The following is a 12209-nucleotide window of genomic DNA, read 5'->3' on the forward strand; positions in this document are numbered from 1 at the left end:
TGATCCAACGCCGCGCCCACGGCTACGCCGACCTCGACAACCTCACCGAAATGATCCACCTCTGCCACGGCGGAGTCACTACCCCACTACCCACAGCAACCCGCTAATTGGCACAGGTGTACGACAACTTTCGGCCGCCGCGTGGCGCCCGCCGCACGACCTGGCCACCAGATACGCCAAACGCGCATCCCTCTACCAGGCCAGCCCTGTCCTGATCGCCGCAGTCATCTGGCTCCGATGACCGGCCGGCACATGTCAAGTGCTTCTGAGGCACAGAGACAGGATCAGCGCAGAGGTGACCGCCAACTCACGGTCAAGTAGCTCATCCCGAGGAACGAACACCATGGCTCGCCCCTCGCCGAGGACCACGTCCTCCTGCCGCGCCCTGGTGGTGCCACTGAACGCGTGGACCGTCACGGTGTGAGGGAAACCGGCTTCATACGGACGCGGTCCGCTCCACAGGGGGTGCAACTCATCGGCTGTCAAACCCGTCTCTTCCAGCAACTCGCGGCGGGCCGCCTCCTCCGGTGACTCGCCGGGCTCGACGTGACCGCCCGGCAGGCTCCACTGGTTCGGCGAGACGGCCACGTTCGCATCGCGGTGCTGCAAGAGCACTGCGCCTGAGGAATCGACAAGCAGCACGAGTGCGACGTCATAGGTGACCACCGCGAGATCCTGCCACGCCCGATACACGCCCAAGGACTTCGCGGCAGCACCAAGTGATCGGCAGGACACGCCCTCGTCCTGGGCTCCGGCCGGCGCTTCTTGATCCGGACGCGCCAAGGGCGCCATTGCCGAACGAATCGTCACCCAGCCCGCCCGAGGAGGGCGGTCCGCCGCCGGAAGGCGTCGTCAGTCCCCCGCCAACTCCGGCCGGTGCGCCCGAATCCAGGCCACCACGTCCGACTTCCGCCAAACCTTGCCCATGGCCAGCACGGCAACCGGCTCGGGGAAATTCCGTTGATTGGCGATCACGGACGCACGCTGCCGGGACACGTTGCCCAGCATCTCCCGAATCTCCGACACGCCCACGAGGTCCACCCATTGACGATGACAGCGGCACCGTCGGCAGACTCCGACAACTACGCAGTCTGTTGACATAGGCAACGGCGCGCGTCACGATTGACGAATGACCGCGCCGAAGGCCCCACCCAGCCGCAACCATCAGCCCCTGCGCGAGCTGCACCCGGTGCATCAGCACCTGCCGCGCCGGCCTTCATGGCTCTGCCGGGTGTGCTCCGCGACCTGGCCGTGCGCATGCGCGCGGATGTTGCTGCGGGTCGAGTACGGGAGCGACCGGGTGGCGTTGTCGATCTACATGGCCAGCCAGCTGTTCGACGCGACGGCCGACCTGCTCAAGCTCAACCCCGAGCCGGCACCCGACCCACGGGAGCTGTTCGACAGGTTCCTGGCGTGGACGGCCCAGCCACCCGCCTGAGCCAAGGCCGCCCCGGGCGATGCCGCCCGGGTAACGCCGCCCAGGCAAAGGCCGCCCCAGGCAACGCCGGTCAGGCAAGACCGCCCAAGCAAGACCACCCAAGCAAGACCGCGCAAGCAAGACCCGCCCAGGCAAGACCGCCCAAGCAAGACCGCCCAGGCGAGGCGGCCGAGACCAGGCCGGTCAGGCGCTGGGACCGTCGGGCGTGCGCTTGGCGCGGCTGGGCTGCACCCGCTTGGGTTCGCCGGGCATCTTGGGGTGGTCCGGCGGGTACGGCAGGTCGCCCTGACCGGCGGCGGCGTCGCGGTCGGCCCATTCGAGCAGCGGGGTGATGTCCCACGGTGCGTCGTCGATGCCGGCGTGCGGGTCGCCGTGCTCGGCGAGCCGGGCCGGGACGCTGCGCAGGTCGAAGTCGTCCGGGTCGACGTCGGGCAGTTCGTCCCAGGTGACCGGGGTGGAGACGGTGGCCCGCGCGTTGGCCCGCAGGGAGTACGCGCAGGCGATCGTCCGGTCCCGGGCCATCTGGTTGAAGTCGACGAAGACCCGGCTGCCGCGCTCCTCCTTCCACCAGGCGGTGGTCACCAGGTCGGGGTGGCGGCGTTCCACCTCCCGGGCGAGCGCGATGGTGGCCCGGCGCACCTCGGTGAACATCCAGCGGGGCTGGATGCGCAGGTAGACGTGCACGCCCCGACCACCGGAGGTCTTCGGCCAACCGGCGACGCCCAGCTCGTCGAGGAGCGCCCGGACCTCACCGGCGGCCCGTGCCGCGTCGGCGAAGTCGGTGCCGGGCTGTGGGTCGAGGTCGATGCGCAGTTCGTCGGGTCGGTCGGCGTCGGCGGCGCGCACCGGCCAGGGGTGGAAGACGATGGTGCCCATCTGCGCCGCCCAGGCCACGTGCGCCAGGTCGGCCGGGCACAGCTCCGCCGCGCTCCGACCGCTCGGGAAGGTGATCTCCGCCGTCGTGACCCAGGGCGGCACCCCCCGGGTGGGTACCCGTTTCTGGAAGAACGCCTCGCCCCCGATGCCCTCGGGGAAGCGTTGCAGCGTGGTGGGCCGCTCCCGCAGGGCGCGCATGATGCCGTCGCCGACCGCGAGGTAGTAGTGGAAGACGTCCGCCTTGGTGAACCCCCGCTCGGGGAAGATCACCCGATCCGGACTGCTCAGCCGTACGCTGTGCCCGGCCACCTCGACCTCGGTGACCGCCGCCTTGGTGCCCGCCATCTCGCGACCATATGCCACACCCCCGACGTTCGACGTACCGTTGAGGGGTGAGTCTTGACGACAACGAGCTGCCCCGCACCGAGGACGAGTGGCGGGTCCGACTGACCCCCGAGGAGTTCCACGTCCTGCGGGAGCACGGCACCGAACGCCCCTGGACCGGCGAGTACGTGGACACGAAGACCCAGGGGGTCTACCACTGTCGCGCCTGCGGTCTGGAGCTGTTCTCCAGCGACACCAAGTTCGACTCGCACTGCGGCTGGCCGAGCTTCGACGACGCCATCCCGGGCCGGGTCAAGGAGATCGAGGACCGCAGCCTCGGCATGGCGCGTACGGAGATCCGCTGCGCCCGCTGCGACAGTCACCTCGGGCACGTCTTCCACGGTGAGGGCTTCACCCCGAAGGACACCCGGCACTGCGTCAACTCCATCTCGGTCCGCCTCGAACCCCGCTGAGCAAGGGAACCGAAGAGCCACTCAGGGCGTACCCCTCAACAACTCGACCTCGGCGGTCCGGGACTGCTCGATTCGCCGCGCCAGGTCGCGGACCTGCTCGTTACGGCCGACGCCGACCTGGGCCCGGGCCAGGTCGGCGGCCCACCGCTGGTGGTCGGCGAGCACCTCGCGCAGCACCCGGTCGACGTCCGGGGCCGGCGCGGTCCGCAGCCGGTCGAGCGCCGCGTCGTCGCCGTGCCCCTCGTGATGGTGCGCGGCGGCGCTGGCGCCCGGCCCGGCCGTGGGCAACCAGCCCCGCATCGCGGCCAGTTCGTCGGCCTCGGTCGCCTCGATGGCGGCGGCCAGGGTGCGCAGCGCGTCGTCGCGCACCCGGTCCCGGGCCAACCGCACGATCTTCAGGGTGCGTTCGCTGTGCCCGACCATGGTGCTCAGGAACACCACGTCGATCCCGCTCATCTCGCCCAGGTCGACAGTGGCGCCGGCGACCGTGGACCCGGCCGGGGGCGCGGCGACCGTGGACCCGGCCTGGGGTTCGCCGACCGTGGACCCGGCCGGGGGCGCGGGGGCCGGTCGCGGCCCGCCCGGGTCGGGTGACCCGGCGCAGCCGCCGGTGAGCAGCAGGGCCGCGAGCAGGGACACCAGAGGGGTACGGGGCATGCCGGCGCTCCGTTCACGCGGGGGGCGGCGACACGGGTGCGACCCGGGGGGTCGCACCCGTGCGGTCAGACCTGAAGCCAGAGCGCCGGGACGTTCGGCGGCTCCCAGCCGGGGATCGCGGTGTGCGCCTGCCGGCAGCGGTAGGTGGCTCCGCCGTAGGTGACCTGGTCGCCGACCTGGTACGCCCGGCCGGCCGCCCAGGTGCCGCCCTGGGCGGGCGGAGTCGTCGGCGTGGGGGTCGGGGTGGGCCGTGGGGTGGGGGTCGGGGTCGGCGTGGGGGTGGGGTTCGAGCCTCCGCCGCCGATCTGCACGTCGATGCAGGAGTAGAAGGCGTTCGCCGTGTCGGAGATGTTCCACACCGCGAGGATCTTCTGCCGGCCGGAGAAGCCGCCGAGGTTGACGTTGTGCGAGACGGTGGCGCCCGGCTGCTGGCCGTTGCCGTTGACCACGCCGACGCGGGTGTTGCCGATCCAGTACTCCCAGTTGGCGGTGGCGTGCCGGGCCGTGTTCACCCAGGTGAAGGTCAGCGAGCTGCCGACCGAGGTGGCCGGCCAGCCGCGGCTGTCGTCGTTGAGGACGGCGAACTGGGAGATTCCGGCGTTGCAGCTGCGCAGGCCCTTGGGTCCTTCGACGCTCTGCGGCTCGTACTTGATCTGCCCGCAGTCGGGCACCCGGCCCTGCGCGCAGAGCGCCTGCCGGCTCGGCGGGGCGGAGACGTAGCCGTGCGCCTGCGCGGGGGCGGCGACGGTGAGGGTGGCGGCGACAGCACCTGCCGCCACCAGCGGGACAGTGATTCTTCGACGCATGGGGGCAGCTCCTTCTCCGGGTCCGGTGGGTGCCCCTCAACGTAATTTAAACATTGTTAACAGTAAAGACTCCCATCGATAAATACATCGATGGTGGCGAGTTTTTTTCTCAGATGCGGAGCAGACCGCCCCGATCGTCGACCTGGTCGGCCGACTCGTCGTCCAGCCAGACGCCGCCGGCGGCGAGATAGCGGAACCGGTACTCCCCCGGCGGCAACTTCACGGTCACCGTCCGGGTGCCGTCGCGGCGGGCGACCAACTCGTGTCGGCCCGGCTCCCAGCCGTTGAAGCTGCCGACGACACTCACCGGGCCAGGCGGTGCGTCCCGGGGCAGGCAGAAGGTCACCCGGGTCTGGTTGCCGAACAGCCTGTTGCGCTTGATCACGTGATCCTCCGGGGGTCGCGGCGGTTCACCTGGGACAACGGACAACACGCCGGGACCGACACGCCGCCTGCGGGCCCGAACATCGACAATCCGCCACACAACTCACCGGATCAAGGGCAACCTGTAGACACATGTCCTGATATGGGGGTTTCTCGTGGCTACCTGCGAGGTCTGCGGCAACGACTACTGGATGGCGTTCGAGGTGCGCACCGTCAGCGGCGACGTGCACACCTTCGACTCGTTCGAGTGCGCGATCCACCGGCTGGCACCGATCTGCGAACACTGCCAAATCAAGATCGTCGGGCACGGTGTCGAGGTCAACGGCCGCTTCTTCTGTTGCGGCCACTGCGCCCGTGCCGTCGAGGGCGAGGTCGGTGCCGAGATCCGCGACGCCGTCGGCGCACGCCCGGCCTGACCGCGCCGACCCGCCTCGCCCGCCCCGGCCGCCGGCCTGCGGTACGGTCGTCGCCATGCGGCCACTGCTGTGCGTCCTCCCCCCGCCGCGCTCCTGAACGGAGCGCCGCGCTCTCGCCGACCGGGTGACTGACCCCGTTCGGCCATCTCGTCGTACGCGCTCCGTCGACGTCGTCCCCGTCAACGGCTCACCCTCGGAGCGCATCCGTGTCTCTTTCCCGTACCGCGCGCCCGGTCGCCTCGGCACCGGTCGTCGAGCAGACCCGCACCGGCCTGATCCAGATCACCGTCACCGGCGTGCTGTGGGGCACCACAGGTGTGGCGGTGCAACTCCTGCGCGACAGCACCGGGCTCAGCCCGGTGAGCATCGGCTTCCACCGCCTCGTGATCGCCGCGCTCGTCCTGCTGGCGTGCACCGCCGGTCAACTCCGCACGATCCTGGCCGCCCTGCGCGCGGCACCCGTACCGCTGCTGCTCACCGGCGTCGGCCTCGGCCTCTACCAGGCGCTCTACTTCGCCGCCGTGGCGTGGGCCGGCGTCAGCGTGGCCACCGTCGTCAGCCTGGGCCTGGCCCCGGTGCTCGCCGCGGCCTGGGAGTCGGTACGCGCCCGACGGATCCCCGGCCCGCTGCGACTCGGCACGCTGGTCGCGGCCGTCAGCGGTCTCGTCCTGATCACCGCCGCCACGGCTGACCCCAGCGCGGCGGCACCCGCCCCGCTGCTCGGCCTGCTCGCGGCGGCCGGCTCCGGCCTCGGGTACGCGGTGACCACGCTGATCAGCCGGCAGGTGTCGCAGCACACCGCGCCGATGACGCTGACCACCATCTCCACCGTGGTCGGCGCGCTCACCCTGGCGCCGTTCGCCCTGGTCTCCGGGATCGGCGTGCCGGTACGCCTGGACACCGTGGCACTGCTGCTGCACCTCGGCGTGGTCACCACCGCCGTGGCGTACGCGTTGTTCTACGCCGGGCTACGCACCACCCCGGGGAGCGTGGCCGCCGTACTGACCCTGCTCGAACCGCTCACCGCCGCGGTGCTGGCGGTGGCACTGCTGCACGAACCGCTGCCGCTTCCGGTGATCGTCGGCGGTGTCCTGCTGCTCACCGCCGTGGCCGCCACCTACCTGACACCCGACCGGGAAGGCACCGGGTAGACCCACCCGACCTACCATCGGTGGATGCCCCAGCAGACCACCGAGCTCCGGACGGCCTCCTTCGCCGACCTGAACGCCCGCACCCTCCACGACCTGCTCAAGCTGCGCATCGACGTGTTCGTGGTGGAGCAGAACTGCCCGTACCCGGAACTCGACGGCCGCGACGTCGAGCCGGGCACCCGGCATCTCTGGCTGACCGACGGCGGCGCGCCGCTGGCGTACCTGCGAATCCTGGCCGACCCCGACGGCACCGCACGGATCGGTCGGGTCGTGGTGGCGCCGGAGGCGCGCGGCGGCGGGCACGCCGGCCGGCTGATGACCGCGGCGCTGGAGGTGGTGGGCAACCGGCCCAGCGTGCTGGATGCCCAGTCGCACCTGGTCGGGTTCTACACCCGGCACGGCTTCGCGGTCAGCGGCCCGGAGTACGTCGAGGACGGCATCCCGCACACGCCGATGCGGCGCGCTGCCATTGACGACTGACGATCGGGCTGGCATGGTGCCGGGTAGAGCCATCGCAGGAGCCAGCGAGTAGGCACGGGAGTGGGCAACTCCCGTCCGTCCGGGTGTCGTTGTCCGACCTCATCCCCCCGGGGGCTCCATGTCCACTCTCATCCGATCACCGCGCGTGTTCTGGCTGTTCGCCATCGCGACGGCCGCCGCGCTTCTGTTGACCACCGCGCTGACCACGATCGTGGCCCAGCCCGCCTCCGCGCACGGCTCGGTCGTCGACCCGGCCTCGCGCAACTACAGCTGCTGGCAGCGCTGGGGTGGCGACTTCCAGAACCCCCGGATGGCCACCGAGGACCCGATGTGCTGGCAGGCCTGGCAGGCCGACCCGGCCGCCATGTGGAACTGGAACGGCCTGTTCCGCGAGGGTGTGGGGGGCAACCACCAGGGCGCCGTCCCCGACGGCCAGCTGTGCAGCGGCGGGCGCACCCAGAGCCCTCGCTACAACGCGCTGGACACCGTCGGCGCCTGGAAGACCACAGCGGTGTCGAACAACTTCCGGCTCCGCTTCTTCGACCAGGCGAGTCACGGCGCCGACTACATCCGGGTGTACGTGACCAAGCAGGGCTTCAACGCGGCGACCCAGCCGCTCGGCTGGGGCAACCTGGAGTTGGCCGGCCAGATCGGCAACACGCCGGCCTCGCAGTGGGACCAGGACACCGGCGGCGTCTCGATCCAGGTCCCGGTCAGCGCGCCGGGACGCTCCGGACGGCACATCGTCTACACCGTCTGGCAGGCCAGCCACCTGGACCAGTCGTACTACCTGTGCAGCGACGTCGACTTCGGCGGGACGAGCACTCCGCCGCCGACCACGCCGCCGCCGACCACCCCACCGCCCACGACTCCCCCACCCACCACCCCGCCCCCGACGACGCCGCCGGCCGGGGCGTGCACGGCTACCTACCAGGTCACCGGCCAGTGGTCCGGCGGCTTCCAGGGTGAGGTGAAGGTGACCGCGGGCGGTTCACCGACCCGGGGCTGGTCGGTGAGCTGGAACTACGGCAACGGCCAACAGGTCACCTCGTCCTGGAACGCCACCGTCAGCACCAGCGGCACGCTGGTCACGGCACGTAACGCCAACCACAACGGCAGTCTTGCCGCCGGAGCGAGCACCACCTTCGGGTTCCTCGGCTCGTGGAACGGCAGCAACCCGGTTCCGCTGGTCACCTGCACCACGACCAGTTGATCCCCGTCCGGCGCCGCACCCGGGCGGGGGTGCGGCGCCGGACGGCGGGGCTCAGACCAGGCAGTTGACGATCTCCGCCACCGAGCGGCGGCGGCCCGTGTAGAACGGCACCTCTTCCCGGACGTGCCGGCGGGCGCCGGACGCGCGCAGGTCCCGCATCAGGTCCACGATCCGGTGCAGCTCGTCGGCCTCGAAGGCGAGCATCCACTCGTAGTCGCCCAGCGCGAACGAGGCCACCGTGTTGGCCCGTACGTCCGGGTAGCCCCGGGCCATCTTCCCGTGCTCGGCGAGCATCTCGCGCCGCTCGGCGTCGGGCAGCAGGTACCACTCGTACGAGCGGACGAACGGGTACACGCAGATGTACGGGCGGGCCTCCTCGCCGGCCAGGAACGCCGGGATGTGGCTCTTGTTGAACTCCGCCGGCCGGTGCAGTGCCATCTGCGACCAGACCGGGGTCATCGCCCGACCAAGGGTGGTGCGGCGGAACCGCAGGTACGCGTCCTGCAACGCGTCGCTGGACGCGGAGTGCCACCAGATCATCACGTCCGCGTCGGCGCGCAGACCGGAGAGGTCGTACACGCCCCGGACCACCACGTCCTTACCGGCCAGCTCGTCGAAGAGGGCGACGACCTCGCCGGTGACGTTGTCCCGCAGCGACGGCAGCGGGGAGCTGGCCCGGAACACCGACCACATGGTGTAGCGGATGCTGTCGTTCAGCTCCCGCAACCGGGCCGCGTTGGTCTGCTCGGTCATCTCGCCGATCCTCCCAGTGCTGTGATGATCTCCTCGGCCGCGGTCTCGCCGGAGCGGACGCAGACCGGGATGCCGACGCCGTCGTAGCCGGCGCCCGCGAGGACCAGGGTGGGGTGCGCGGCCCGCAACGCCGCGCGCGCGGCGGCGACCCGGTCGGCATGCCCCGGGGCGTACTGGGGCAGCGCCCCGCCCCACCGCTGCACGTGCCCGTCGACCGGGGCGGGCAGCGGGGTACCGAGCACCGCCGACAGCTCTCGGTGCACGGTTGCCGCGAGGTCCGCGTCGGGGCGCTGGAGGTGTGCCTCCTCGCCGTACCGACCGACCGAGGCGCGCAGCAACGCCAACCCGTCCGGTCGGCGCAGGTGCCCCCACTTGGTGGTGAAGAACGTGGCCGCCTTGATCAGCAGGCCCTCGGTGCTCGGCACCAGGAACCCGGACAGCTCGGGCAGTCGCGGCTGCGGCACCGCCAGGGTGACCAACGCGACGCTCGCGTAGTCCAGCTCGCCGACACCCGCCGCCACCGCCGGTGCGGGGCCGGCGAGCAGCCGGGCCGCCGGTCGCGCCGGCACCGCCAGCACCACGGCGTCCACGTCGACCAGGTCAGGGTCGCGGGTCGGGCCGACGGTGAGCCGCCAACCCGTGTCGGTCGGGGTCAACTCGCGGACGGCGGCGTCCCGCCGTACCGTCGCGCCGCTGGCCGTCACGGCCGCCTCGACCAGGGTGCCGAGTCCACCGACCAGGGTGCCGAAGACCGGGGCGCCGGGCGCGCGCGGCGCGGCGGCCTGCGCGGCCCGGACCGCGCCGACCAGGGTGTGCTCCACCCGGGCCGCGCGGGCCAGCGCCGGCATCGTGGTGACCAGGGACAGGTCGTCGGCGCGGCCCGCGTACACGCCGCCGAGCATCGGGTCGACCAGCCGCTCGACGACCTCGTCACCGAAGCGGGACCGGACCAGCGCGCCCACCGACACGTCCGCGTCGGGTTCGACCAGCGGCCGACCGCCGTCGGTGTCGGCGTCCGCGAGCGGGCGGGCGACGGTGGTCACCCGGTCCAGATCCCCGGGTACGCCCACCAGGGTGCCGCCCGGGATGGGGCGCAGCCCTCCGTCGATGACCAGCGCGGCCTGCCCCACCGTGGGGTGCACGATCCTCTCGGCCAGCCCGAGCCGGCGGATCAGGGCCACCGCCGCGCTCTGGGCACCCGTCGGGTCGCGCATCAGGAACGACTCGGCGCCGAACTCCACCGGCTGGCCGGCCAACTCACCGGTGCGCAGCTTGCCGCCCAACGCGCCGGACTGCTCGTACACCGTGATCTCGGTGTCGGCCGGCGCGCCGTCGCGCAGGCGGACCGCAGCGGCCAGCCCGGCGATCCCGCCGCCGACCACCGCCACCCGCCAGGGCCGCCGCATCCCGGTCAGCCCTGGTCGGCCCGGCGGCTGGACAGTTCGTGCACCAGCGCGACCACCCGGGTCAGCACCTCCGGGTCGGTCTCCGGCAGCACCCCGTGGCCGAGGTTGAACACGTGCCCGGGGGCCACCTTCCCCTGCTCCAGGATCCGGCGCACCTCGGCCTCGACGACCGGCCACGGCGCGAGCAGCACGCACGGGTCCAGGTTGCCCTGCACCGCCCTGTCCGGGCCGATCCGGCCGGTGGCCACGTCCAGCGGGGTGCGCCAGTCGACGCCGACCACGTCCGCGCCGGCCTCGCCCATCGCGCCGAGCAGCTCGGCGGTGCCCACCCCGAAGTGGATCCGGGGCACGCCGGCGTTGACCAACCCGCTCAGCACGGCGGTCGAGTGCGGCAGCACGAAACGGCGGTAGTCGGCCTCGGAGAGCGCGCCCGCCCACGAGTCGAAGAGCTGCACGGCGGAGACACCCGCGTCGATCTGCACCCGCAGGAAGGCCAGCGTCACCTCGGCCAACCGGCCGCAGAGCGCGTGCCACAGCTCCGGGTCGCCGTACATCAGGGCCTTGGTCTTCGCGTGGGTCCGCGACGGGCCACCTTCGACCAGGTAGCTGGCCAGGGTGAACGGCGCGCCGGCGAAACCGATCAGCGGGGTGTCGCCCAGCTCGGCCACCAACTGCCGGACGGCCTCGTCGACGTACGACACGTCCTCGCGGGTGATCGGGCGGATCCGCCGCACGTCGGCGGCGGTGCGGATCGGCTCGGCGACGACCGGACCGGTGCCTGGCACGATGTCCAGGTCGACCCCGGCCGCGGCCACCGGCACCACGATGTCGCTGAACAGGATCGCCGCGTCCACGCCGTGTCGACGCACCGGCTGGAGGGTGATCTCGGTGACCAGGTCGGGTCGGCGGCACGATTCCAACATCGGCACGGTCGCCCGGATCTCCCGGTACTCCGGCAGGGAGCGGCCGGCCTGGCGCATGAACCAGACCGGGGTGTGCGGGCCGGGCCGGCGTCGGCAGGCCCTGATGAAGGGCGAGTCGGCCGGTCCGCCGGGGCGGGATTCTCCGTCTCGGGCGACAGTGCCCGTGGTGTCCGTGGTCATCGCCGCAATCGTGCCACGCCCACCACCCCCATCCGGGTGGGGGTGAGAGGAAGGGCACCGTTCCTTACGCCCGGTGCCCTTCATGAGCGTCGGCGCGCCGTCGAAGCGGGCGACGGACGGCGGCATAGGCTGCCGACATGGCCCCCCCGATCGCGCTCCCGGAGACGTTCGCCCGCGCGGTCGCCGGGCTGCGATCGGCGACCCCCCGGCCGGAGATCACGCTGGAGGAGGTCGGTGCGCCCCAACGACTCGCTCCGTACGCGTTCGCGCTCGCCGCGACCGTGTTGCGCGACGGCGACGAGGTGGCGACCGGCCGACTGATCCTGCTGCACGACCCGGCCGGGCACGAGGCGTGGCAGGGCACCCTGCGGTTGGTCACCTACGTGACCGCCGAGCTGGAGGTCGACCTGGCCGCCGACCCGCTGCTGCCCGGGGTCGGCTGGACGTGGCTGACCGACGCGTTGGACGCCCAGGACGCCGGCCACCGGGCGATCGGTGGGACCGTCACGCAGACCATGTCGACCCGGTTCGGTGACCTCGCCGGCCCACCGACCGTCGGTGACATCGAGATCCGCGCCTCCTGGACGCCGGTGGACGACGACCTCACCGCACACCTGCTCGGCTGGTGCACGCTCCTGGCCGACACGGCCGGCCTCCCTCCACCCGGCGTGACCGCCCTGTCCGACCGCCGCCCCGCCGGCGCAGCCTGACCCCACCCCCACCCCACCC

General features: G+C 72.2%; 16 protein-coding genes. 7 read left to right on the forward strand and 9 right to left on the reverse strand.

Annotation, left to right across the window (positions count from 1 at the left end; all coding sequences use genetic code 11):
• Positions 1 to 255: 255 nt before the first annotated feature.
• Complete coding sequence (locus ABGB10_RS32825) at positions 256 to 810, reverse strand: NUDIX domain-containing protein (RefSeq protein ID WP_347664859.1); 555 nt, start codon at positions 808 to 810, stop codon at positions 256 to 258.
• 42 nt (positions 811 to 852) lie between these two features.
• Positions 853 to 1041 carry a hypothetical protein gene (locus tag ABGB10_RS32830; RefSeq protein WP_347664860.1) on the reverse strand — a complete coding sequence of 63 codons (189 nt, stop codon included), beginning with the start codon at positions 1039 to 1041 and terminating at the stop codon, positions 853 to 855.
• Between the two features lie 88 nt (positions 1042 to 1129).
• Between ABGB10_RS32830 and ABGB10_RS32835 the strand changes: the two genes are divergently transcribed.
• Complete coding sequence (locus ABGB10_RS32835; protein WP_347664861.1) at positions 1130 to 1438, forward strand: hypothetical protein; 309 nt, start codon at positions 1130 to 1132, stop codon at positions 1436 to 1438.
• A gap of 183 nt (positions 1439 to 1621) precedes the next feature.
• Here ABGB10_RS32835 and ligD read toward each other — a convergent pair whose 3' ends face one another.
• The gene (gene ligD / locus ABGB10_RS32840; RefSeq protein WP_347664862.1) at positions 1622 to 2659 is read right to left on the reverse strand and encodes a non-homologous end-joining DNA ligase; all 1038 of its coding nucleotides are present in this window, start codon (positions 2657 to 2659) and stop codon (positions 1622 to 1624) included.
• Between the two features lie 47 nt (positions 2660 to 2706).
• Here ligD and msrB point away from each other — a divergent pair, with 47 nt between their 5' ends.
• Positions 2707 to 3111 (forward strand): peptide-methionine (R)-S-oxide reductase MsrB, encoded by a 405-nt coding sequence (msrB, locus tag ABGB10_RS32845; RefSeq protein ID WP_347664863.1) that lies wholly within the window; start codon positions 2707 to 2709, stop codon positions 3109 to 3111.
• A gap of 21 nt (positions 3112 to 3132) precedes the next feature.
• Here msrB and ABGB10_RS32850 read toward each other — a convergent pair whose 3' ends face one another.
• The 3 genes from ABGB10_RS32850 to ABGB10_RS32860 all read right to left on the reverse strand — a co-directional run bounded on the left by ABGB10_RS32850 (position 3133) and on the right by ABGB10_RS32860 (position 4959).
• On the reverse strand, positions 3133 to 3768 hold the full coding sequence (locus tag ABGB10_RS32850) for a DUF305 domain-containing protein (protein WP_347664864.1): 636 nt from the start codon (positions 3766 to 3768) through the stop codon (positions 3133 to 3135).
• Positions 3769 to 3833: 65 nt separating this feature from the next.
• A complete protein-coding gene (locus ABGB10_RS32855; RefSeq protein ID WP_347664865.1) occupies positions 3834 to 4574 on the reverse strand; it encodes a lytic polysaccharide monooxygenase in 741 nt (246 codons plus the stop codon).
• A 109-nt stretch (positions 4575 to 4683) separates the two neighbouring features.
• Positions 4684 to 4959, reverse strand: coding sequence for an isoamylase early set domain-containing protein (locus ABGB10_RS32860; RefSeq protein ID WP_347664866.1), 276 nt, complete (start codon positions 4957 to 4959; stop codon positions 4684 to 4686).
• 154 nt (positions 4960 to 5113) lie between these two features.
• On the opposite strand from ABGB10_RS32860, the gene ABGB10_RS32865 reads away from it, so the two are divergent.
• The 4 genes from ABGB10_RS32865 (at position 5114) to ABGB10_RS32880 (ending at position 8218) form a co-directional block, all read left to right on the forward strand.
• Positions 5114 to 5374: a Prokaryotic metallothionein gene (locus ABGB10_RS32865; RefSeq protein ID WP_145784868.1), complete on the forward strand. Its 261-nt coding sequence runs from the start codon at positions 5114 to 5116 to the stop codon at positions 5372 to 5374.
• A gap of 206 nt (positions 5375 to 5580) precedes the next feature.
• Positions 5581 to 6525: a DMT family transporter gene (locus tag ABGB10_RS32870; protein ID WP_347664867.1), complete on the forward strand. Its 945-nt coding sequence runs from the start codon at positions 5581 to 5583 to the stop codon at positions 6523 to 6525.
• Positions 6526 to 6549: 24 nt separating this feature from the next.
• Complete coding sequence (locus ABGB10_RS32875; protein ID WP_347664868.1) at positions 6550 to 7005, forward strand: GNAT family N-acetyltransferase; 456 nt, start codon at positions 6550 to 6552, stop codon at positions 7003 to 7005.
• Between the two features lie 118 nt (positions 7006 to 7123).
• Positions 7124 to 8218 (forward strand): lytic polysaccharide monooxygenase, encoded by a 1095-nt coding sequence (locus ABGB10_RS32880; protein WP_347664869.1) that lies wholly within the window; start codon positions 7124 to 7126, stop codon positions 8216 to 8218.
• 51 nt (positions 8219 to 8269) lie between these two features.
• Here ABGB10_RS32880 and hemQ read toward each other — a convergent pair whose 3' ends face one another.
• From hemQ to hemE, 3 genes are read right to left on the reverse strand one after another with little or no spacing between them, the layout of a single operon-like run.
• Positions 8270 to 8971, reverse strand: a complete 702-nt coding sequence (gene hemQ, locus ABGB10_RS32885) for a hydrogen peroxide-dependent heme synthase (protein ID WP_088990842.1) — start codon at positions 8969 to 8971, stop codon at positions 8270 to 8272.
• On the reverse strand, positions 8968 to 10377 hold the full coding sequence (hemG, locus tag ABGB10_RS32890) for a protoporphyrinogen oxidase (protein ID WP_347664870.1): 1410 nt from the start codon (positions 10375 to 10377) through the stop codon (positions 8968 to 8970). Before hemG ends, hemQ begins: the two co-directional genes overlap by 4 nt.
• A 5-nt stretch (positions 10378 to 10382) precedes the next feature.
• Complete coding sequence (gene hemE, locus ABGB10_RS32895; protein ID WP_347664871.1) at positions 10383 to 11480, reverse strand: uroporphyrinogen decarboxylase; 1098 nt, start codon at positions 11478 to 11480, stop codon at positions 10383 to 10385.
• A 137-nt stretch (positions 11481 to 11617) separates the two neighbouring features.
• Here hemE and ABGB10_RS32900 point away from each other — a divergent pair, with 137 nt between their 5' ends.
• Entirely contained in the window at positions 11618 to 12190 is a 573-nt protein-coding gene (locus ABGB10_RS32900; protein ID WP_347664872.1) for a DUF3000 domain-containing protein, read from the forward strand.
• Positions 12191 to 12209 lie beyond the last annotated feature (19 nt).

Origin of the sequence: Micromonospora sp. B9E7 (assembly GCF_039871815.1) — a bacterium.
Taxonomy (GTDB): domain Bacteria; phylum Actinomycetota; class Actinomycetes; order Mycobacteriales; family Micromonosporaceae; genus Micromonospora.